General features: G+C 71.6%; 19 protein-coding genes. 9 read left to right on the forward strand and 10 right to left on the reverse strand.

Translation table 11 applies throughout. The annotated features are described in order from the left end of the window. Positions 1-3 precede the first annotated feature (3 nt). A complete protein-coding gene (locus POL25_RS28960) occupies positions 4-513 on the forward strand; it encodes a hypothetical protein (protein WP_272089474.1) in 510 nt (169 codons plus the stop codon). Between the two features lie 296 nt (positions 514-809). Next, positions 810-1739, forward strand: a complete 930-nt coding sequence (locus POL25_RS28965) for a glycine-rich protein (protein ID WP_272089475.1) — start codon at positions 810-812, stop codon at positions 1737-1739. 147 nt (positions 1740-1886) lie between these two features. Here POL25_RS28965 and POL25_RS28970 read toward each other — a convergent pair whose 3' ends face one another. Together POL25_RS28970 and POL25_RS28975 are read right to left on the reverse strand one after the other, a co-directional pair. After that, on the reverse strand, positions 1887-4406 hold the full coding sequence (locus tag POL25_RS28970; protein WP_272089476.1) for a M56 family metallopeptidase: 2520 nt from the start codon (positions 4404-4406) through the stop codon (positions 1887-1889). Then, complete coding sequence (locus POL25_RS28975) at positions 4399-4800, reverse strand: BlaI/MecI/CopY family transcriptional regulator (protein ID WP_272089477.1); 402 nt, start codon at positions 4798-4800, stop codon at positions 4399-4401. Before POL25_RS28975 ends, POL25_RS28970 begins: the two co-directional genes overlap by 8 nt. 351 nt (positions 4801-5151) lie before the next feature. Between POL25_RS28975 and POL25_RS28980 the strand changes: the two genes are divergently transcribed. The 4 genes from POL25_RS28980 (at position 5152) to POL25_RS28995 (ending at position 9657) form a co-directional block, all read left to right on the forward strand. Beyond that, the gene (locus POL25_RS28980) at positions 5152-6597 is read left to right on the forward strand and encodes a hypothetical protein (RefSeq protein ID WP_272089478.1); all 1446 of its coding nucleotides are present in this window, start codon (positions 5152-5154) and stop codon (positions 6595-6597) included. A gap of 158 nt (positions 6598-6755) precedes the next feature. Next, positions 6756-7814 carry a peptidoglycan DD-metalloendopeptidase family protein gene (locus POL25_RS28985; RefSeq protein ID WP_272089479.1) on the forward strand — a complete coding sequence of 353 codons (1059 nt, stop codon included), beginning with the start codon at positions 6756-6758 and terminating at the stop codon, positions 7812-7814. A gap of 461 nt (positions 7815-8275) precedes the next feature. After that, entirely contained in the window at positions 8276-9082 is an 807-nt protein-coding gene (locus POL25_RS28990; RefSeq protein ID WP_272089480.1) for a hypothetical protein, read from the forward strand. After that, positions 9079-9657 (forward strand): hypothetical protein, encoded by a 579-nt coding sequence (locus POL25_RS28995; protein ID WP_272089481.1) that lies wholly within the window; start codon positions 9079-9081, stop codon positions 9655-9657. Before POL25_RS28990 ends, POL25_RS28995 begins: the two co-directional genes overlap by 4 nt. 55 nt (positions 9658-9712) lie before the next feature. Here the strand turns inward: POL25_RS28995 and POL25_RS29000 are convergent, their stop codons facing one another. From POL25_RS29000 to POL25_RS29010, 3 genes are read right to left on the reverse strand one after another with little or no spacing between them, the layout of a single operon-like run. Continuing rightward, positions 9713-11077: a tetratricopeptide repeat protein gene (locus tag POL25_RS29000; RefSeq protein WP_272089482.1), complete on the reverse strand. Its 1365-nt coding sequence runs from the start codon at positions 11075-11077 to the stop codon at positions 9713-9715. 28 nt (positions 11078-11105) lie between these two features. After that, positions 11106-11912: a DUF4331 family protein gene (locus tag POL25_RS29005; RefSeq protein ID WP_272089483.1), complete on the reverse strand. Its 807-nt coding sequence runs from the start codon at positions 11910-11912 to the stop codon at positions 11106-11108. A gap of 9 nt (positions 11913-11921) precedes the next feature. Beyond that, complete coding sequence (locus tag POL25_RS29010; protein WP_272089484.1) at positions 11922-12521, reverse strand: DUF4331 family protein; 600 nt, start codon at positions 12519-12521, stop codon at positions 11922-11924. Between the two features lie 466 nt (positions 12522-12987). On the opposite strand from POL25_RS29010, the gene POL25_RS29015 reads away from it, so the two are divergent. Next, positions 12988-13755, forward strand: coding sequence for a hypothetical protein (locus POL25_RS29015; protein ID WP_272089485.1), 768 nt, complete (start codon positions 12988-12990; stop codon positions 13753-13755). 145 nt (positions 13756-13900) lie between these two features. On the opposite strand, the gene POL25_RS29020 is transcribed toward POL25_RS29015, so the two are convergent. The 4 genes from POL25_RS29020 to POL25_RS29035 all read right to left on the reverse strand — a co-directional run bounded on the left by POL25_RS29020 (position 13901) and on the right by POL25_RS29035 (position 18706). Next, positions 13901-14182, reverse strand: a complete 282-nt coding sequence (locus POL25_RS29020) for an oxidative damage protection protein (RefSeq protein ID WP_272089486.1) — start codon at positions 14180-14182, stop codon at positions 13901-13903. Beyond that, a complete protein-coding gene (locus tag POL25_RS29025) occupies positions 14179-15762 on the reverse strand; it encodes a glycine--tRNA ligase (RefSeq protein WP_272089487.1) in 1584 nt (527 codons plus the stop codon). Before POL25_RS29025 ends, POL25_RS29020 begins: the two co-directional genes overlap by 4 nt. A gap of 38 nt (positions 15763-15800) precedes the next feature. After that, a complete protein-coding gene (locus POL25_RS29030; protein ID WP_272089488.1) occupies positions 15801-17666 on the reverse strand; it encodes an ABC transporter ATP-binding protein in 1866 nt (621 codons plus the stop codon). A 68-nt stretch (positions 17667-17734) separates the two neighbouring features. After that, positions 17735-18706, reverse strand: coding sequence for a hypothetical protein (locus POL25_RS29035; RefSeq protein ID WP_272089489.1), 972 nt, complete (start codon positions 18704-18706; stop codon positions 17735-17737). Positions 18707-19382: 676 nt separating this feature from the next. Here POL25_RS29035 and POL25_RS29040 point away from each other — a divergent pair. Then, a complete protein-coding gene (locus tag POL25_RS29040; RefSeq protein WP_272089490.1) occupies positions 19383-19526 on the forward strand; it encodes a hypothetical protein in 144 nt (47 codons plus the stop codon). Positions 19527-19778: 252 nt separating this feature from the next. Here POL25_RS29040 and POL25_RS29045 read toward each other — a convergent pair whose 3' ends face one another. Beyond that, positions 19779-20747 (reverse strand): serine/threonine-protein kinase, encoded by a 969-nt coding sequence (locus POL25_RS29045; protein ID WP_272089491.1) that lies wholly within the window; start codon positions 20745-20747, stop codon positions 19779-19781. A 75-nt stretch (positions 20748-20822) separates the two neighbouring features. Here POL25_RS29045 and POL25_RS29050 point away from each other — a divergent pair, with 75 nt between their 5' ends. After that, a complete protein-coding gene (locus POL25_RS29050) occupies positions 20823-22181 on the forward strand; it encodes an FHA and sigma-54 interaction domain-containing protein (RefSeq protein ID WP_272089492.1) in 1359 nt (452 codons plus the stop codon). Positions 22182-22250 lie beyond the last annotated feature (69 nt).

Raw genomic sequence — 22250 nt, forward strand, 5'->3', positions numbered from 1 at the left:
CCCATGGCCTCCGAGGACGAGCTGTTCGGCACCTGGATCGAGGACCCGCCCGAGCCCGATCTGGATGATGACGACGACGATGTCGACGACTCGATGCAGCTCCACGCGCTCGTGCTCGGCCGCGACGCCGCGGGTCGAGGGCTCGCGCGCTACGGGCAGATCTACGCCTCCAATCACGGCACCGACGAGCAATACGGCGAGGGCACGTTCCGCTGCGTCCAGGGCGGGCTCGTCGTCGACCTGCCCGCCCTCGGCGACTGGAGCGACGCCGCGGGCCTCGGCTACGAATCGCGGCGCTCGCAGGTCCGCGCGCGCCGCTTCGAGTTCATGCGCAGCGTCGTCGACGGCGAAGCGATCGTGCTGACGAGCCACCTCGACCCCGGCTTCCCAAGAGTCCCGCCGGCGCGCTTCGTGCGAGTGACCGACCCGAGCGCCGAGCTCGCGCAGCTCGACGCCCTGGCCGAGCGCGCCCGCGTGCGCCAGGGCGGCCTCGCCGACCGCGGCGCCCCATGATCACATGCCTCTTTAGCCATGTCCGAAGCGACATCTATGTAGAGCCCGGCACGTCCACTCCGCGCGGCCTCGACGCGGCGGCAACATGTCCACGAGGACATGTCTCTTCAGCCATGCATTGATTCGGCGGGACCTACACGCAGCGCGGCATACCGCACGATGCAAGCCTGTGGATCGGGTCACGCGGCGGATTGCCCGGCGCGCGAGCTGATGAAGAATGGGATAAAGACCGCGGATATCGGCGCCCGGGGCAGAGCATGCGCCCGGGTGCTCCCTGCCGTCATCGGAGCTGTGCCATGTCGTTATCCAACCACGTATTGCTCACCACCAGCCTCGTCCTCGCCGTCCCATTCGTCCACGAATGCGACCTCGACATACCCGTCGAACAAGAGACAGTCGACGAGCCCGGCGTGTGCGGGGATGGCCTGCTCGCCATCGGCGAGCGCTGTGACGACGGCAACCTCGCGGCCGGCGACGGCTGCGACGGGCTGTGCGGGCTCGAGGCCGTCGAGTTCCCGTACACCGGCGCCGTGCAGAGCTACATCGTCCCGCCCGGGGTCACCCGCCTGCGGCTCGAAGTCTGGGGCGCGGCCGGCGGCACGACGACGTCCGCCGTCTGCGACCCGCCGGACATCGGCGGCCTCGGCGGCCGCGCCGTCGGCGAGCTCGCGGTCGAGCCCGGCCAGACGCTCGCGGTGCGGGTCGGCGGCGCGGGCGGTGCCGGCGACGCCCCTGGCTACAACGGCGGCGGCGGCAGCTGCCCCACGCTCGCGGTCTGCTCGAGCGGCGGCGGCGCGACCGACATCCGCGCCGGCGACGACAGCCTCGAAGCTCGCATCATCGTCGGCGGCGGCGGCGGCGGGGCCGAGTTCTCCTGCGGCGGCCACGGCGGCGGCCACGGCGGCGGCCTCGAGGGCACCCCCGGCCTCGGCGGCGACGAGGTCCTGGCCGACGGCGGCGGCGGCACGCAGGCGAGCGGCGGCGCAGGCGGGGACTCCGACAGCAGCGTCGGCAGCCCCGGCGGCTTCGGCTTCGGCGGCAAGGGCCCCGAAGTGGTGGGCAACACCCACGGCGGCGGCGGCGGCGGCGGCTGGTACGGCGGCGGCGGCGGCGGCGACGACGGCCACGGCGGCGGCGGCTCGTCCTACCTCGGCACCCTCGCCGAAGCCGCCACCGAGCCCGGCGCGCGCGCCGGCGACGGCCTGGCCGTGATCACCCCGCTGTGAGCGGTGCCTTCGGGCATGTCCGTTCGGACATGCCCCTCAGAAAATGTTCCGAAGGACATGGCCGTTCGCGCATGTCCTTCAAGCCATCCAGCGAACGGACACCAGGGGCAGCGCCGCGGGGTCCGGCCCCGCGGGCGCTCCGGCTCGCTAGCCGCCCTCGCTCGCCTTGCGGGCCGCGTCCTCGATCCGGCGCTGCTCCGCGGCGTCGATCACCCCGTCGCGCAGCGCCCGGTCGACCTCGCGGCGGACCGCCTCGCCGGCGCGCACGCGAGCGCGCTGGGCTCGCTTGGCCTCCTCGGTCGCGCGCCGGCTCTCGGCCTGCGCCCGCCGGCCATCGGCCTGCACCCGCCGGGCCTCGGCCTCGACCTGCACCCGCTCGCGGTCGGCGCGACGCTGCTCGCTCAGCACCTCGCGCTGGGCCGCCCGCTGCGCCTCGTCGAAGCCGCGCTGGCGCTCACGGTCGGCGCGCTGCAGCTCGCGGGCCGACGCTCGCAGCGAGCGCTCGACCTCGCGTTCGACCTCCGCGGTGAGGTCGTCGACGTCGAGGTGCTCGAGCGCGTCGGCCAGGCCGGCGAGGTCGAGGTGCTCCACCTTGCGCTCGACCTCGGCCGCGATCTGCTCGGCGCGACCGGTCAGCTCGGCCAGCTGCTCCGGGCTCAGCTCGGGCGCGCGGCGGGCCAGCTCGGCCGCGCGGGCCTTGAGCGCCTCGACCTTGGCCGCGTCGAGCTTGCTCGCCTGCTTGGCGATCGCCGCCGCCGCTCGCTCGAGATCGCGGAGCTGCTTGACGTCGATCACCTTGGCCTGGACCGCCAGCTTGCCGCCCTGGCGCAGCAGCTTCTCGGTCGTGCGCGGGACCACCCGCACGTGCGAGCGCGACGGCCCGTGATCGTCGGAGCAGCTGTCGTCGTGCTCGACCGTCACCGCCAGGCGAACCCCGGGCGGCGTCGGCGGCGTCGGCGGCGTCGGCGGGCGCGGGCTCACCACGATCTTCGGCGGCGTCGGCGGCGTCGGCGGGCGCGAGCCCACCGCGAACTTCGGCGGCGTCGGCGGCATCGCCATCACCAGCGGTGGCGTCGGCATCCCGCGCATCGCCGGCTCCGGCACGAACACGTGCATTGGCGCGCTCGGCCCGCTCTCGTACTGAAGTCGCACCGCCTTGCGCTCATGTCGCTCGGCGCGACGCAGCGCGCGGCGTTGCTTGACCGTCGGCGACGGCTCGCCCATCGCGCCCGGGGGCGGCGGCGCGGCCACGCCGAGCAGCGACCCCGGCGGCACCGGCGGCGCCGGGGCCACGCCGAGCACCGTCGTCGGCGCTGCCCCGCTCGTCGCCGCGAACACCGGCTCCGGCATCAGCTCGGGCGGCTCGTCGGGCGCGGGCGGCTCGGGCACCTCGGCGCGCGCGATCGACAGCGAAAGACCCGGCGCGCCGAGCCCGACCATCGCCAGCAGCGCCGCGCCCAGCAGCCCGCGCCAGCGCCTGGCCCAGCGGCCGCGGTCGCGCGTGCGGGCGTCGAGCAGGCGCTCGACCCGACGGACCAGCAGCGAGCTGCGCGCCGCCATCGGGCTGACGAACTTTTCGAACCTGTCCGATCGGCCAGGCCACTGCGCGACCTCGGTCAGACAGCGAGCCAGGTGCAGCCCCGACCCGGTGTGGCGCACCGCCCAGTCGTCACACAGCTCCTCGGCCGCCTCCTGCATGCCGCGGCGGGCCACCCGGTTCAGCGGCTGGAAGAACAGCGCCGCCTCGAGCACCGACGCCAGCACCTGCCAGGCCGGATCGCGGCGCAGCACGTGGGCCAGCTCGTGGGCCAGCATCGCCTCCTGCTGGCGCGGCGCCAGCCCGTGCGCCCGCGCCGGCACCACGATCTCGCGGCTGGCCAGGGCCATCGGCGAACCTACCCGTTCGGACATGGTCAATCGGACACTGTCCTGAGGGACACGTACGTGCGCCATCAGCCGCGCCAGCCGCTCGCGCAGCGGGCCCTGACGCAGCGGCGTGCGCCCGCGGAGCCCGCGACGCAGCCGCACCGCGGTCGCCCCGAGCCGGCCGAGCGACAGCGTCGCCCCGAGCCCGAACAGACCGGCGAAGATCCACGCGGCCAGCCCGGCCTGCGACTCGCCCCCCGCCGCGACCACGGGCCCCGGCGCGAGCGGCGGGGCCGGCGGCACGAACGACGGCGCCGCGAACACCACCGGCTCGAACTCGCCGATCGTCGCCGACTCGACGAACACGACGTGCTCGACCTGCACGTGCCCCGGCGCGGCCAACATCGCCGTCACCTCCGCGTCGGCGAGCAGCATCCCCGGCGGCTCGCAGCCGACGCACCCGTGCACCTGCGGCATCGCCACTGCGACCTCCAACGGCGGCGGCGCCATCGCGGTGGCCGACATCGGCGGCGGCCCGGGCGGCCCCAGCGAGCCCGCCTCGACGTTGACGCTGCCCAGCAGCGGCTCGACCCCGAGCCCGGTCTGCAGCGTCGCCGTGAACAGCCCGCCGACCAGCGACATCTTCCAAAGCAAGCTGCGGGTCAGCGCGTCGAGCGGGAGGAAGCGGGTGAATGCCCACACCCCGCCGACCAGCACCGAGCTGTGCACGAAGTACGTGCCCAGCCAGCTCACCACCGTGTGCACCGCCGGGTCGGCGAGAGAGGCTGCAGGATCAAGCATCGTCGTCGTCCTCCGCTTCGCCGGATCTCGCACCGAGCAGCTGCTTGAGGCGCGCGACGTCGTCCGGATCGACATCCTTGTCCTCGACCAGATGGCTGACGAGCGCCGACACGTCGCCGCCGAAGAAATAATCGGTGACCCGCGACAGCATCGACCGCCGCACCTCGTCCTCGCTGACGAGCGCGCGATAGATGAACTGCCGCCCCTCGACGCGGTGCGTCACGGTGCCCTTCTTCTCGAGCCGCGACAGCATCGTCGACACCGTGGTCGGCGCGAGCTCGCGATCCTGCTCGAGCAAGGCCGTGTGGACATCGGTCGCGGTCGCCTCGCCGCGGTCCCACAAGATCCGCAGCAGGCCGAGCTGCAGATCGCTGAGTTGGTGTGACTCGCTCATGAACGACAGCCGTAGTACTACACGTGTAGTAAGGGGTCAAGCGAGGTGCAGCGGTCGCAACGCCCTACCCGGATGCCCGCCCAGGAGGCCCCCCGCGGCCCCTGGTGCCCACCTGCCGCCCGCGCGGAGTCGCGCAGAGCACCCCACCTTCCTCGTTCGGACCGCATTGTCCGACCTCGAGTTTCACCCGGCTCGCCTTCCTCTTCATTGCGCGGTCGTCGAAGCACGCACCACACTTCGCGTTCGATCACCGCTCGCACACGGGCATCGACGAGCGCGCACGAGCCCATACCGCGTCCTGCCGCCCCGCCTCGCTTGTGGGCCTCGCGGCCCGCGGATACGCTGGCGATCGTGAACCCTCCCGGCGTTCCATACGACGATGTGGCTCTCGGGCTCAGGGCGTCCACCGGCCACCGCATCGCCGGCGCGCTGATGATCGTCAACGCGGCGCTGGTCCTGTGCGAGACCTACATGATGCCCGCGTCGACCCGCGGTGATCTGCTGACCGGCAGCTTCCCGATCGCCGCCCTCATCGACGTCGCGCTCGGCGTCAGCCTGCTGAGCGGCAGCACTGGCGCAGTCACCCTCAGCATCGTGCGCGTCGGCCTCGGCCTCGTCCTGTTCACCTTGCTCCGCGCGCTCACTGGCGAGTGGCTGGCCGCCGGCATGCAGGTCGGGGTCAGCCTCGCCTTTTTGCTGCTGCTCGTCGGTCACGCCAAGCGCGTGCGCATCGGCCTCGCCGCGCTGCTGTTCGGCCTCTACCTCGCGCTCGAGAGCTTCGGCCTCTACATCCTCGTCACCGGCCAGAACCCGCTCGCCCACGCCGTGATGAGCGCGCGCGGCGAGCTGACCGGCGAGCCGGCCGGCGACGTCGTCGGCGGGCTCGTCGACTACCGCCTGCGCGCCCCCTCGGACCGCTGGTATCTGCGCACCGACGAGGCCGCCCGGCGCGACAACCCGCTCGCCGATCGCTGGCTCGTCCGCCCCGACCTCGACGCCCACATCCTCATCATCGCCGAGCGCGTGCCCGACACCATGGTCCCGCTGGCGCCGTTCGTCGACACCGTCGTCGGCAACATGCGCAGCGCCGCCAGCAACTTCGAGCTGATCGACAGCGCGCCGCTGCCCGGTCACCTCGACACCGGCAAGCTGCTGCACATGCGCGCGAGCGTCGACGGCCAGGACGTCGAGTACCTCGCCGGCCTCGTCACCGCCTACGGCTCGGCCTTCCAGCTGATCGGCTTCACCGGCGCGCGCAACTTCGCCGCCGTCGAGCCCGAGCTGCGCGCCGCGATCGAGTCGTTCGTCCTGCCCGCCAGCGCTGCCCTGCCGCAGGGGGCCGGGCGCGTGGTCGGCAGCGCCGCGCCGTACGCCGTCACCGCCCCCGACGCGCGCTGGATCACCGCCTCGCCCGAGATGCTGGCCCAGCAGAACCCCGACAGCGACCGCTGGCTGGTGCGGCCCGACGTCGACGCCCACGTCACCGTCATGCTCGAGCCGCTCGGCGAGGAGACCGCCGTCGACGCGCTGATGCAGCAGCTGCCCGAGCGCCTGCGCAGCACCTGGCCGACGGCCACCCTGCAGCCCGCCGAGCCGCTCGCCGGCGACCACGCCCAGGGCCAGGTCCTGCACGCCAGCGTCGCCGGGGCCGCCGGCGCGTTCGAGATCGACTACGCGATCTACGTCGTCGGCCTGCGCGCTTTCCACCTCCTCGCCACCGCCCCCGCCCCCGCCTACCCCGGCGTGCAGGGCCAGCTGCGCCAGGTCCTGCGCTCCTTCGAGCCGCCCGGCGATTGACCCGCGCATGTCCGCTCGAACATGCCCTCGAGGACATGCTCGATCGAGCATGTCCTCCAAGACATGCCCTTTAAACCATGCGCGATCGGGACCCGCGGACGTCTGCGGCCGCGGGCGTGAGGCTTGAATTCGTGTGCGCTTTCGAGTACCCCGGAGGCATGCAGGTCCGCCCGCGTCCGTGGCTCGCGCTCGTCGTCTTCAGCACCGCTTGCGCCTCGGGGGGCGAGCCCCAGTCGACCGACTCCGCCAGCTCCCCGTTCCTCACCGACGGGTTCGAGGACAGCGACAGCACCAGCGGCGGCTTCGACTCCGACACGACGACCACCACCGGCCTGCCCGACCCGACTTCGACCACCACCAGCACCACCGACCCGGGCGAGTTCACCACCACCACCGGCCCCGAGCCGACCGGCCCCGGGCTGACGACCAGCGGCCCCGACACCACCGACGGCACCACCGGCGAGCCGCTCGACCCGTGCCCGCAGATCCGCATCGAAACGCCGGGCGACGTGCTCAACGTCCGCCCGACCCCTTCGACAGCGATGGCCGCGATCGCCACCGTGGCCGACGGCTCGGTCCACGACGTGGTGGCGATCGTGGCCGGCGAGAGCATCGACGGCGTCGACACCTGGTACCAGATCGCCGGCGATTGGCCGGCCGGCTACGTGTTCGCCAACTTCGTCCAGTGCATCCCCGAGCAGGAGCCGCCCGACGAAAACGGGTTCTTCCTGCCGCTGCAGTGCGGCACCACCACCACCGTCACGCAGGGAAACAACGGCGACTTCAGCCACAGCGGCAATTCGGCCTACGCGTTCGACTTCTCGCTGTCGACCGGAACCCCGCTGGTGGCGATCGCCAAGGGCACGGTGTCCAAGCTGTTCGGCGACACCAAGCCCGGCGACCCCTGTTACAACGGCGGCGGCGAGGAGTGCAAGTCGGCCGCCAATTACGTGATCCTCCAGCACGAAGACGGCACCGGCTCGGTGTACGCACATTTGAGCGCCGTGCAGGTCAGCGTCGGTCAGGTCGTCGAGCGCGGCGGCGTGGTCGGACTGACCGGCTCGACCGGCTGGTCGACCGGCCCGCACGCGCACGTCGCCCGCCAGGAGGCCTGCGACTTCGGCTTCTGCCAGTCGATCCCGGTCTCGTTCGAGGACGTGCCCGACGACGGCGTGCCGGTGACCGGCGAGATGGTCACCTCGCAGAACTGCCCGTGACCGCCTCCTGGACCCGCTCGCGCCGTTTCAATCGCCGGACCGCGCCAAGCTGCGCGCGGTGACGCGGGCCTGGCCGCTGGCCACGCCGCGCGGCACGGTTCGGTGTCGCATGAATGTGATGCCTACACAGGGCGGGTCGCCACGGCTCGCGCTGTGGGACGCGGCACAGGCCGGCGGTGCACCGATATCAATACCTACACCGGGTATGTCGTTCGGGCCGGGCCGCGCATATCGTGGGACGCGGCACAGGTCGGTGGCGCAGGGACGCCAGCGCCGGCGGCTCGATCGCCTGGCGCAGGTCGGCGCTGGGCCCACGCATTCGCGCCGATCCATCGGCCTCGGCGCTCGCCCGTGACGCCTCCCGGCGTTCTACCGGGGCTCTCGCCGGCTCTCGGCGCGGATCGCCTGGCCCGCCGCTCGTGCGGTGTGGCGAGCCGCGGTGACCGGATTAACTTCGGGACATGACCGATCGCGGCTCGAGACCTCGGCGTCGGCTCGTCGCCGGGCGCGTCCTGCGATTCGTCGTGTTCGCCCTCGTCGGCGCGGGCGCCCGGTCGGCCGCCGCTTCCGATGGGTTCTGTGACGCCTGGCTCGCGCACGTGAGCGACCACGCCGCCGCGCGCGGCTACCTGCTCACCCCCACCGAGGGCGGCCTCACCGGCCTCGACGGCCAGCAGAACGCGCTCCAGGCCGGTTGTGCGGCCGAGCGTGCGGTCATGACATTCACCGGGCCCGACGCCACGGTCGACGTCACGTGGACCGCCACCGGCCTCGTCGTGCGCGGCGAATTCCTCGGCCTCGGTCGCGTCGAGCAGCGCTGGAGCGGCGTCGAGTCCGAGCAGCGCCTGCGTCACACCGCCGAGCACGACGCTGCCGCTGCCTGCGTCGAGTTCGATCCGTCCACCGGCGGCTGGAGCGTCGAAGGCGACCCCGACCTCCTCAACGCCGACTTCGCGCCGGTCCTGGCGGGCTCGGCTCCGTGGCGCGACGCCTACTTCGTGATCCACGCCGTCACTGGCGTGTGGGACAGCGGCCTGCAGCGCGACGAGGAGGCTCTGGAGGTCGCGTCGAGCCTGGCCCTGCCGCCGAACGTCTGCCACGACGTCGACAAGGGCGGCGTGAAGAAGGACTGCGGCGCGACTCTCGGCATCTGCGCGGTCGCCTATTTCTGGAAACCGCTCACCGGCGCCTGCGTCGCCGCCGGGGCCAAGTGCCTGGCGGCCTTCAAGTGCTGGAAGAGCGACTGCTCGGGAGACGGGAAGTCATGACCGACCTGCCTGCTCCGCGATCCTTGCTCGACCGCCCGCAGCGGCTCGGCGTCGTGCCCACCTGGTGGTTCTGGAACGACGCCGGCCGGCAATGGCTGCTGCTCCCGCTCGTGCTCACCACGGCCGTGCCGCTGGCGCTCACCGTGCAACTGGTGGGACTGCGGCACCCGGCGCTGGCGTGGCCGCTGCTGCTGCTGGTCGCGCTCTATCCGCTGCTGTTGATGGGCCTCGTCGAGCGCCACGTCCGCCGGCGAATGCTCGCACCCGGGCCCTCGCCCGCGGTGACCCGGGCCCCACCGCCGGCGCTGGCGCGCACCGTCCCGCTGGGGGTCGCTGCGCTGTGCGCCCTGCTGCTCGCGCTGGCCAGCTCGGAGAGCCACACCGCGCTGCTGGTCGCCGCCGTGGTCGCCGGCTCGCTCGCGGTCGCCCTGGTCCCGCACACCTGGCGGGCGCTCGCCAGCACCGGCCACGGACGCCCGTCGCTGCCGGCGAATCGCCAGCCCTGTTCGCCGACGATCGCAGCGCATCAATGCCGCGATCCGCTCGCAAGCAAACCATCACGACCTCACGCATGACGCCACGAACGAACACGAGCCCACGGACTCACCCACCGGCGCGTGAATCATCGCCTCAATGGGCGTGATCGGTGCTCGAGTAGCGCGGATTGATCGCCAGCATCAATTCCGTCTGCTGCTCGGCCGCCGCGGCCTGGCCGAGCGCGGTGTGGGCCTTCGCCGCGACGTCGTGCAGCCGCGCCGTGCGGTACGGCGATCCGAGGGCCTGCTCGACGAGCGCCAGCGCCTCCGCGGCCTGCCCCGCGCCCAGATAGGCCTGTGCCAGCGCCACCTTCGCGTCGCCGCCCGGGCGGACCGCGTGGTTGGCGATGGCCAGCTCCAGCGCCCGCTCCTGCGGCCCGAACTGTTGATAGTGCTGCAGCGCGTGGCCCATCGCCGCCTCGGGGAAGCGCGCCAGCTGCTGCTCCCATCGCGCGGCCGAGCGCGCGATCCACTCGTCGGCCCGCTCGGCCGCGCCCGTGTGCCGGTAGAGGCCCGCGAGCGCGTCCATGTGTTGCGGCAGATCGGCCGTGCGGACCAGGTCCTCGAAGATCGCGATCGCCTCGGCGTGCTGATCGCGGCGGTGGTGGATCTCCGCGATGTGTTCGCGCACCAGCCACCAGCCCGCGAGCTCCGCGTCGGCCGCGTGCAGGTGCTTCAGCGCCGACTGCAGCTCGCCGCGCTCCATCGCCACGATCCCGTGCTGCAGCTCGATCCACGCCCGCCGCCGCGCGTCTTTGGGGCCGGTCGCCTGCAGCGCCTGCTCGAGCAAGATCTCCGCCTCGCCCGGCTTGCCCGTCTTCGCGTGCAGGAGCGCGAGCTCGGCGGTCGCGACCATCGGCTCGGCCGCGGCGATCGCCGTCAGCTCGGCCATCGCGGTCTCGTACTGACCGCGCTGCGCGGCGATCTCCGCCCGCAACACGCGCGCGAGCGTCTGATCGTCGCGGCGCGGCACGGCGCGGCGATCGACGATGTCGAGGTACTTCTCGGCCTCGCCCAGGCGGTGGATCGCAAAGTTGAAGCGGGCTGCCACCAGGACTGGGCCGCTGCCTGGCGGCGCGATCGCAAACGCCTCGTCGAGCACCGCCTGCACGCGCGCGAAGTCGTCGAGCTGATTCGTCAGACCCGCGCGCTCGAGCAGCGCCGAGCCGAGGTGCATGCGCGTCAGCCAGTCGCCCGGGCGCTTGTCGGCGCGCGCACGCAGCCCCTGGATGGTCTGGTCGAGCTCGGCGAGCAGCGACGCATAGTCGGCGCCTGCTGCCGCCGGCGCGACCGGTTTTGCCGCGACGACCGGAGGCGGCGTCGGCTGGCCGCGGAACACGACCTGCGAGACGAACGCCGACAGGCCGAACGCGACGACGGCCGCGACGAGAGTGGTCTTTCGGTCCATGACGGTCGGCGCGAGGGCCTTGAAAAGATACAGCTCCCCGGAGCTCGTCACTCCGGGGAGCTGCGCGCGAATTCGTCGATCAGGGCGCGTGCGGCGGCGCCAGGAACGGGAACTCGGTCAGGAACGGCACGTCGTTCGCGGGCGGGTTCAGCGGAAGGTCCGCGAAGAACGTCAGCGGCTGACCCGGGCCGAGCTTGAGCAGCACGGCGGCGAGGGTGATGTCGACCACCGGGTCGGTCAGCTTGCGGCCGTTCGGGTACGAGGTCGGCATGCTCGGATCGTACTTGATCGTGTCGGGCACGATGACGGGCCCGGCCTGATCCACGGTCTCGTCGAGGGTCGCGGGGACGAGCCCCAGGCCGATGATGTCGTCGTCGAACGCGTCGTGGAAGAACGTGATGCTCTCGACGATCTCCGGCAGCCACATGCCCGCGGCGTCGTCGGCCGGGTTGCTGGCGTTGTAGTCGTCGCGGATCGAGATGTCCGAGCCCATGTTGAAGCCCAGGCCCTGCGCCGCGGCGATGCCCGCCGTCCCGGCCTCGACTGCGCCGTGGCGATCGATCTGCACGTACGCGTCGAACGGGTCGGTCGGGAACACGAAGCCGTCGTCACCGCCGGTGTCGGTGGTGCTGCTGGTCGTGGGCGTGACCGTCGTCGCGTCCGTCGTGGTCGGCGTGACCGTCGTCGCCGTCGTCCCGTCGGTCGTCGTCGTCCCGTCGGTCGTCGCCGTCCCGTCGGTCGTCGCCGTCCCGTCGGTCGTCCCGGGCTCCGTGGTCGCCGCGGTCGAGTCCGTGTCGGTGGTGCGGCCGCCGTTGTCGCCGCACGCGACGAACGAGGCGAGCAGCGCCGCGCCGAGGATGCTGTGAATGGATGCGTACTTCGTCATGGCGACCTCCTACCCCTTCCTCGCGGAGGTGGCCCACACCTGGATGGGGTTGCCGCCGGTCAGCACGTCCGTGTCGATCTCGATCGCCGCGGCGGTGACGTTGAGGCCGGCCAGGAAATCGCGGTTGCTCATGAACGACACCGTCTGGGTGTCGAGCCCTTCCAGGTAACCCTGGGCGTCGAAGAAGAACGGATCGTCGGCGTGGCCCGCCCACACGCGGGCGAACGTGCCGGCGTCGAAGACCGTCTCCACCGGGCCCGCCACCGCCGGATCGGCGCCGGGGATGCCCGACCACTGGATGCCGATCTCGTCCTTGGCGTTGGTCCCGAAGCGCCAGTAGAGCTTCAGGTCGGACTCGTTGTCGCCATCGTTGTCGACGTGGATGGTGTAGAGGGCGTTGCCGTCATACACCCCCGACTTCGTCGGCTTGTCCAGGCTGTCGTTGAAGCCCGCCCAACAGACGATGATCGTGGTCTTGTTCGGTCCGCTCTCGAACACGTAGACATCGGTGATGTCCTGCGCGCCGTCGGCCTTGACGAGCGGTGCCTCGTCATGGTCCGACGCGCGGACGTCCGAGGTCCACCAGCTCCCCCCGCAGATCGCAGCCACGGCGACCACCGCCAACCCAGTTTTCGCTCTCAAGTTCTTGTACATCGCGCCTCCTCGTCCGGCCGGGCAACGAGCGCCGCGACCAGTCGTCGTGTCAATCCCATCCTACTCCACCGTGAGGCCGATGGATCTACGGCCGAGCGAGCACAGGCGGAATTCTTGGGGCGGCGATGAAGTCGCGCCTATTGTCGCCAATCGTCCCCACAATCGTCTGCGTTCGCGTGCCCGCGACTTCCGCACGGCCGATAAGGGGCGATTGGTCGGTACGAACCAGGCGAGCCGACGGATCGGGCAGACGCAGCGATTTTTTCTCGCGCCGCGCACCGGCCGAATACGAGCACTCACTCGCACACCTGTGAATCCTCGGTCGCGCCACCGCGCGGCCCGGCGGCCGGCGTGAAGCCTGTAACATCGGCCGCGCAGTTACGATATCCTCCCCGACCGAACCCTGCGAAGGATGCTTCTGATGCGTAAAGCAGCTTGGATTTTCACCGCTCCGCTGTTGATTCTCGGCCTCGCCGCCTGCGGCGACAGCGGGAACTCGACCACCGAGTCGACCACCGACAACGCGACGCAAGCCACCACCACCGGCACCGACACCGACGAGACGACGACGACGGGCACGGCGACCGAGACGACGGCCGCCACTGACACGACGACGACCTCGCCGACGACCACGACCTCGCCGACGACCACGTCGACGACCGACGACTCGACCACCACGTCCGACACGACGACCACCGGCGACGAGGTCACCTGCGAGGCCTATTGCGGGATCTACCTCGATGCCTGCACCGACTTCGCCGAGTACGACAACATGCAGGCGTGCCTCGACCAGTGCGGCCAGTGGCCGGTCGGCAGCTCCGCCGACACCGCCGGTGACACGCTCGGCTGCCGCCTCTACCACGTGACCGTCGCCAGCACGGTCGACGCCAACGAGCACTGCCCGCACGCCAGCCCCAACGGCTCCGGCGTGTGTGTCGACGCCGCGGCCCCGGCCTGCGCCGATTACTGCACCACGTACTTCGCCAACTGCGAGAACGACCTCAACCTCTACAACGACGAGGCCGACTGCCTCGACCAGTGCGGCCACTGGTACCCCGGCACCGAGGCCGACGTCGACGGCGACTCCGTCGGCTGCCGCCTCTACCACGCCGGCGTCGCGCAGACCGACGACGTGACCCACTGCCCGCACGCGGGCCCGGGCGGCGCCGGTGTGTGCGTGATCCAGTGATCGGCGGCCGCGCGGGCCACCCGCGCGGCGCTGACGAATGACCACAGAGCGCGACGGCCTGGCCGTCGCGCTCTTTCGTCATTGTGAAGACTTCAGACCCCGATGCTTCGCCGGCCAATCACGGCACGGCGCGCCGCGCCCTGGCTCAGCCCTCGCGCGGGATGAAGGCCGTGTCGGCCATGTCGCCCTCTTCGAAGCCGAAGAAGATCCGCATCTGCTTCTCGAGGAAGTCGCGGCCCTCCTTCGACTGCAGGTCGAGGCGGTACGTGTTGATGAACTTGGGCGACTCGCGGATCCACATCTGCCACGCCTGGAGGCTGATGCTGTCGTAGAGCAGCTGGCCGAACTCGTTGGGGAACGGCTTGAAAGGCAGGGCCGGCAGGTCCTGCTTGAGCTTCTTGCAGTGGACGGTGCGGGGCGTGTTCATGGCGTCTCCGTCAGTGCCTTGCGGACGGTGTCGACCGCATCGGCGATCTTGATGCGCTCCTGGCGGCGGTCGTCGCGGTAGCGGATCGTGACCGTGTCGTCTTGCAGCGTCTGGGTGTCGACGGTCAGGCAGTAGGGCGTGCCGACCTCGTCGTGGCGGGCGTAGCGGCGGCCGATCGCGTGCTGCTCGTCGTACTTGGCGTTGACGCCGGCGGTGAAGAACGCGTCGACGACCTTGCGCGCGACCTCGGGCATGCCGTCCTTCTTGACCAGCGGCAGCACCCCGACCTTGATCGGCGACAGGCGCGGGTGCAGGCGCAGCACCGTGCGCGCGCCCTTGCCCTCGGCGTCGGCGGGCTCCTCGTCGTAGGCGTCGCACAGCGCGGCCAGGACCCCGCGCGTGGCCCCTGCGGCCGGCTCGACCACGTGCGGCACGTAGTGGCGGCCGGGCTTGCCGGTCGCGGGGTCGACGGCCTCGGGGTCGAAGTAGGTCAGCTTCTTGCCCGAGCCGGCGGAGTGGGCCTTGAGGTCGAAGTCGGTGCGGCTGGCGATGCCCTCGAGCTCGTCCCAGCCCCACGGGAACTTGTACTCGACGTCGTAGCAACCATCCGAGTAGTGGGCGAGCTCGTCGTCGTCGTGCTTGCGGAAGCGGAGGCTGTCCTCCTTGATGCCGATCGACTTCCACCACTTCATGCGCTCGCCCATCCAGTACTCGAGGTACTTCGGGCCCTCGCCCGGCGGCACGAAGAACTCGCACTCCATCTGCTCGAACTCGCAGGAGCGGAAGATGAAGTGCTCGGCGGTGACCTCGTTGCGGAAGCTCTTGCCCATCTGGGCGATGCCGAACGGGACCTTGAGCGACAGGCTCTGCTGCACGTTCATGAACTGCACGAACATCGCCTGGGCCGTCTCGGGCCGCAGGTACACCGACGACGCCGCCAGCGCGCCCTCGACTCTGGCCCGCAGCGCCTTGTCGTCGGCGCCCTCGGCCATGGCCTTGCGGACGATGTCGACCACGTCGCCGATCGGGTCGACCGGGCCGAGGCTGGTGCGGAACATCAGGTTGAAGCGGCGCTCGTCGCTCATGAACGGCGAGCCGCAGTTGGGGCACACGTAGCCGGCCGCGCCCGCCTTGGCGCCCGTCAGCGTGGCGCCCTCGCGGTGCAGCTTGACGCCGGCCTCGGTCAGCTTGTCCTGGGCCGCCTTGGCCCGGCTCTTGTCGAGGGTGATCGGCGCGTCCTCGCCCTCGGCCTTGCGCGGGGCCTTGTCGGCCCGGAAGCGCTCGCCGCAGACCTTGCAGTCGACCAGCGGGTCCGAGAAGTTGGCGAGGTGGCCGCTCGACTGCCACACCTCCGGCCGCATGATGATCGACGCGTCGATGCCGACCACGTCCTCGCGGCTGTGGACCATGAAGCGCCACCACTCGCTCATCAGGTTGCGCTTCAGCTCCGCGCCCATCGGACCGTAGTCGTAGGCGGAGCGCAGGCCGCCGTAGATCTCGGAGCTCTGGAACACGAAGCCCCGTCGCTTGCAGAGCGACACGATCTTGTCCATCAGGTCCGGCTTTTGGCTGTCTTCCATGGCGGCCGCGAGGTGTAGCACAGGGCTCCGGCCAGGCGCTACGGCCCGCCCGGGACCTCGCCGGGGCTGTCCGCGGCGGCGGCGGCCTGGCGGGCGACCAGCCTTGCGTAGACGCCGCCCCGCGCCAGCAGCTCGGCGTGGCGCCCGGTCTCGGCGATCCGGCCGTGGTCGAGGACGACGATCCGGTCGGCGTCGCGGATCGTGCTGAGGCGGTGGGCGATGACGAGGGTGGTGCGCCCGCGCTGCAGCACCTCGAGCGCGCCCTGGACCAGGTGCTCGCTCTCGGCGTCGAGCGCCGAGGTGGCCTCGTCGAGGATCAGCACCTTGGGGTCGCGCAGCAGCGCGCGCGCGATCGAGACCCGCTGCCGCTGCCCGCCCGACAACTTGACCCCGCGCTCGCCGACCAGCGTGTCGTAGCCGAGAGGGAACTCGCGGATGAACCGGTCGGCGTTGGCCGCCCGCGCCGCGGCCTCGATCTCCGCGTCGCTGGCCTCGAGCCGGCCGTAGCGGATGTTGTCGCGGATCGTGCCGCTGAACAGCACCGGGTCCTGCGAGACCATCGCCATCGCCCCGCGCAGGTCGGCCAGCCGCAGCGCCCGCAGGTCGTGGCCGTCGAGCAGGATCGCCCCGGTCGACGGGTCCCAGAAGCGCAGCACCAGCCGCCCCAGCGTCGTCTTGCCCGAGCCCGACGAGCCGACCAGGGCGCAGACTTCACCTGGCCGAATGTGCAGGTCGATGTCGCGGACGACGGCGACGTCGCGGTCGCCGTAGGTGAAGGAGACGCCGACGAAGCGGATCTCGCCGGCCAGCGCGGGCTCGGCGACCGGGGCCGGCGGATCGGCGATCTCGGGCGTGGTGTCGAGGATCTCGAAGATCCGGGCGGTCGCGCCGAAGGTCGACTGCAACCCGCCGAGCAGCTCGGCGAGCGCCCCGACCGAGCCGGCCACCATCAGCGTGTAGAAGATGAAGCTGGTCAGCTCGGCGGCCGTGATCTCGCCCTCGATGACCATCGAGCCGCCGAGCCAGAACAGCCCGGCGATCGCGGCGAAGGCGAAGAAGCTGATCACCGCCGAGAACCAGCTGCGAGCGATCGCCCGCTTGATGAAAAGGCCGAAGGTCGTCTCGATCGCGCCGCCGTAGCGCCGGACCTCGAAGTCCTCGCGCGTGAACGCCTGGACCGTCTCGATCGCCGCGAGCCCCTCCTGCAGCGCCCCGCTGGCGGTCGCCAGCTCGTCCTGGGCCTTGCGGCTGAGCTCGCGGATGATGCGGCTCCAATAGTTGGCCGCGATCATCAACGCCGGCACCACCGCCAGCATCGCCGCGGTCAGCTTCCAGTTCATCCAGAACAGCACCGCGATCCCGCCGACCAGGGTCAGCACGTTGCGCAGGAAGATGCTGAGGTCCTGGCCGACGGTGCTCTGCAGGCGCGTGACGTCGTCGGAGAGGCGCGACAACAGCTCGCCGCTGCGCGTGCGGTGGAAGTAGCTCTGCGGCATGATCGCCAGGTGGCGATACAGCCCGACCCGCAGGTCCGCGACGACCCGCTCGCCGAGCCAGGTCATCCAGTAATGGCGGAAGAACACGAACACCGCCTGCGCCAGGAACACCGCCAGCAGCAGCACGGTGTTGTCGCCGAGCTCGGCGTACGCGGCCTCGCTGTCGGCCGCGGCCGCGTTGGTGAACGCCGCCTCGGCCAGCGCCCCGAAGTAGTACGGGTACACGAGCCCGAGGCCCGACGCGATCACGAGGCACACCAGCGCGGCGATCAGCCGGCCGGTGTACGGGCGCGTGTACGAGAACACCCGTCGCAGGCGCTCGACGGGCTTGATCTGTCGTTCGGGTGCGAGCTCGCCCGCGGCCGCGGACGGCTGGAGCTCGGGCGCGGGGCGCGTCGGCTGGGCCATGGGCGGCCGGAGCCTAACACGTCACGGCCACGCGCCTGACGGGACTCGTGCCCGCGCGGGGCCGCCCGTCACTGGCGCAGGCGCAGCTTGCCGGTGAGGCCGCTCAGCGTGATCTGCAGGCCGCCCATGGTCTCCTGCTGGAAGACGGTGTGGCCGTCGTCGTCGAAGTCGACGGTGACCTGCCCCGTCGCGTTGTCGACGGTCACCGTGCCCGCCGGGAACGAGCCCGGCACGTCCATGAGCGGCGACTCGCCCGGCATCGCGATCCCCTCGTTCGACGACTCCTGCACGTCCAGGATCGCGTTGACGACGATGTTGTGGATCGCGGACATCAGGCCCGTGATCGTGCCGCTGTCGTGGTCGGGGACGGTGAACGGGAAGGTGACCGCGAACGGCTCCGGACCGGTGATCACCAGGCTCTTGATGACCAGCTTGACGTTGACGATGAGCGGGATGTCGCACTCGAGCTGCGGCGTGTCGGCCATGTTGACCGACGCGGCGAAGACCCGGCCGGTGCCCACGTCGTCGAGCGTGACCTCGATCTGCCCACCGGTGGCCACCAGCGTGACCGGGAACTGGCACATGGCGATGAACTGCGACGCGGTCGCCTGGCTCTGCAGCGCGTTGAACTCGGGCGGCGCGCCGTCGGCGATGGTGAACTTCAGCGGCTCGTCACACACGTTGCCGACGCTGTTGCCGTCGAAATCGAGCTGGTTCGGGTTGGCGTCGCAGCGGCAGTTGTCGTCCTTGTTGGCGATCGCATCGCCGTCCTCGTCGGCGTCGTCGGCCGGGGCCGCGCAGTCGCCCGGCATCACCCCCGTGGTCGTGCTCGTCGTCGGGTCGGTCGTCGTCGGATCGGTCGACGTCGTCGTCGTCGTCTCGTCGATGGTGGTCGTCGTGGTCGGGTCGTCCGTCGTCGTCGTCGTCGTCGTCGGATCGGTCGACGTCGGCGTCTCCGTCGTGCTCGTCGAAGTTTCGGTCGCCGAGGTGTTGCCGTCGTCGCCGCAGGCGGCCCCGACGAGGATCAACGAGGAAAGCAAGGAGGTATGCAGACGGGAGAGCATTCCTGCCTTTTATCACAAGCCCGCCGCGCGCGAAATTTCTCCAGGCCCGCCCCGGCCCCGCCAAAAGCTGCACCAGCCGGCCCTGGCGAGGTCTCCCGCGGGCTCTCGGCGGGGGGCCGGCGGGCTCCACGAGCAAACTGCCGCGCCGCGTCGGGCATCGGCGCACGATCGGCGGGGGTTCCTCGGGTGCGTCCGCCGGTCGACCTTCGCGGGCTCGGGCCGACCACTTGCCCCTCCACCGTCGCCGCGGCCGTCAAGGGTTGCGCCGATCTCCCTGAGCGCGGCCCGCCGACATCGGCGTGGCGACCACGCCGCCGCGCCGATCGATGGCCCCTCGTAGCGCGGTTCGACGAGCCCGGCGCGCGCACCTGCGTGGCGGGTGACGCGGTGGAGGTTTCATTCGCCGCGTGCGGCCGCATACTTTCATGGCATCGCGCGCAGGCCGGGCCGAAGCGCTCGCGGCGCGGGTAACGGTCCTGGTGAAGATCGAAGCTTTGTGGTTCTCGGGCCCACTGGCCATGGCCGATGCGGTCGCCAGCAACTCGAGTAGCCACTTCTCCTGCCGCTCTTCACAACACATGTAATTTCGAAACGTTGACGGTCGCGAAACCTGGCACATGCTTCGCTAGTCGAAGAGACAAGGAGCCCTAACATGGACGCACTCGCTTTTATCGCCCTCTTCGGCCTCATCCTCCCCGCGGTCGCGGCCGCGACCAGCGAGGTCCGCGACCGGATCGAGAGCAACCGGCTCCACCGCGAGGTGCTGCGCACCTTCGCGGTCGCGAAGACCGATTGAGACCGAAGCTTTTTTTCACCCCGCACGCGTGACGTTCGTCCCCCCCTGAGCGTCCCGTGCACAACCCGACGCCCGCGCGCCTCACGGCTCGCGGGCGTCGCCCTTTAATCCGTCCCGATGTGTCATCGTGCCACCCGCCGCGCATCGTGACACGCCTCGCGCTCGGCCCGGGCGATGATTGTCAGGTCGCCGCAATCCTGTGCACCGATTCGGAATCCCCTCGCACGACGCGCGAGGGTTCGCCGCGGTGGCTCAACCTTGCGTATCGAGGCCCAGCGTCGGGGGACCGCCGGGCGGCGACTCTGCAGCATCGGCAGCACCCAGCGCCTCGCGCACCCAGCGTCCCACGTCACCGGGGCTCACGGGAGGGAGCGCGCGACGGGCCTCGTGCAGATGCAGGGACAGCGCCGTGAGATCGGCGAACCGCTCTCCGGGTGACTTCGCCATGCTGCGTCGGAGCAGCGCGGGCAGCGGGCTCGGCAGCGCCGCGAGCTCGGGGTCGTCGGGCAGCGGCATGGAGCGGATGTTCTCCGTCGTCGCCAGCGGCCCCGTGCCGTCGAACGGTCGCCGACCCAGCAGCAGCTCGTGGAGCGTCACCCCGAGCGCGAACTGATCCGACGCGGCGGTGACGGCCTCGCCCGCGACCTGCTCGGGCGACATGTACGCGAACTTGCCCTTGACCATCCGGCCCCAGGTCACGTTGCGCAGCGCCGTCGCCTTGGCGATGCCGAAGTCTGCCAGCTTGATGTCACCTGTCCGAGAGACCAGGATGTTGCCGGGGCTCACGTCGCGGTGCACGAGCCCCAGCGGTCGGCCGAGCTCGTCCGTCAGCGCGTGCACGTGCACCAGCGCGTGCGCCACCTGCTCCGCCAGCCACAGCGCCAGCGCCAGCGGCAGCGCCCGGCGGGCCAGCAGCGCCGCCAGATCGGCCCCGTCGACGTAGTCCATGACCACGAAGTAGGCCCCGAAGTGCAGCCCGAGATCGTGCACGTGCACCAGCCCCGGGTGACTGAAGCGCGCGCCGATCTTCGCCTCCGCGATCAGCAGCCGCTCGATCTCCGGGCGGCCGCGGTGCTCCGGCCGCAGCAGCTTGAGCGCCACCGGCTTCTCGAACCCGCTCGCCCCGTAGCGCAGCCCCAGCAGCACCTCCGCCATCCCGCCGCGGCCGAGCCGGCGCACGACGCGATACGGCCCGAGGGTCGCGGGGAGCGGCTCGCTCACGAGGAACCAGCCTACGCGATGTCGCCCGGCCTGTCTCGTCCGCGTTTTTGCGCCGGAGGCCGCTATGCTGCCCGCGTGAGCTCGACCGTCGCCACCGTCGCCCTCGGCCACCCCGACTTCCCGGCCGCCGACGCTCGCCGCGCGCGCTGTCAGGTCGTCGTCGTCGAGGGCCCCGACATGGGCCGCGGCGCCGCGATCGCCGGCGCCCCGATCGTCGTCGGCACCGACCCGGCCTGCGACCTCGTGCTCCGCGACCCGCGGGTGTCGCGGAGGCACCTGCGCCTCGAGACAGGTCCCGAAGGACAGTTCACGATCGCCGACCTCGGCAGCAAGAACGGCACGCTCTATCAGGGCGCGGTGGTCGGCCAGCTCGCGGTGCCGGCGGGCGCGGTGCTGCGGGTCGGCCACACCACCTTGCGGATCCAGCCCGAGCCCGCGGCTCTGGCGATCGAGCCCAGCCGCAGCCGTCGCTTCGGCGATCTGGTCGGCGAGAGCCTCGTGATGCGCGAGGTGTTCGCGGTGCTCGAGCTGGCCGCCGCCAGCGACGTCGCCATCTTGCTCGAGGGCGAGACCGGCACCGGCAAGGAGGTCGCCGCGCGGGCGATCCACGGCGCCAGCGGCCGCGCCCGCGACCCCTTCGTCGCCCTCGACTGCGGCGCCCTGCCCGAGTCGCTGATCGAGAGCGAGCTGTTCGGCCACGTCAAGGGCGCCTTCACCGGGGCGATGCAGGCCCGCCGCGGCGCCTTCGCTCGCGCCCACGGCGGCACGCTGTTCCTCGACGAGCTCGACAGCTTGCCGCTGGCCCTGCAGTCGCGCCTGTTGCGGGCGCTCGAGGCTCGCACTGTCCGCCCCGTCGGCGGCGACGACGAGGTCGCGGTCGATGTCCGGGTCGTCGCCGCCAGTCAGCGCGAGCTGGCCGCCGCGGTGGCCGCGGGCGCGTTTCGCCCCGACCTCTATTATCGCCTGAGCGTGCTCCGCGTGGCCCTCCCGCCGCTGCGCGCCCGTCGCGAGGACCTCACCGTCACCGCCCGCGCCTTGCTGGCCGCGCGCGGCTTCGAGGCCGGCGACATCGAAGGCCCCGGCCTCGCGCGCCTGGCCGCCCACGACTGGCCCGGCAACGTCCGCGAGCTGCGCAACACTCTCGATCGCGCCCTCGCCCTCTCGCCCGCCGCCCGCCGCTTCGGCGAGCTGCGCCTGGATGTCCCCGGGGACAGCTCGGCCCAGGACGAGCTCAGCGTGCGCGCCGACCTCCCCTACGCCGAGGCCAAGCAGCGCCTGCTCCACACGTTCGAGCGCAGCTACCTGCGCGACCTGCTGGCCCGCAGCGACGGCAACATCTCCGCCGCCGCCCGCGCCGCCGGGGTCGACCGCAAGCACCTGCGCACCCTCCTGCGCAAGCACGGCCTGGTCCCCGACGCCGGCGCCGACGAGTGACGGTCCATTCGCACGGACAAGTGAATCCATCGAGTGACCCCGGCGACTCGCACCATTGCGCGCCGTCGC

The organism is Nannocystis bainbridge, assembly GCF_028368995.1.
Classification (GTDB): Bacteria; Myxococcota_A; Polyangia; order Nannocystales; family Nannocystaceae; genus Nannocystis; species Nannocystis bainbridge.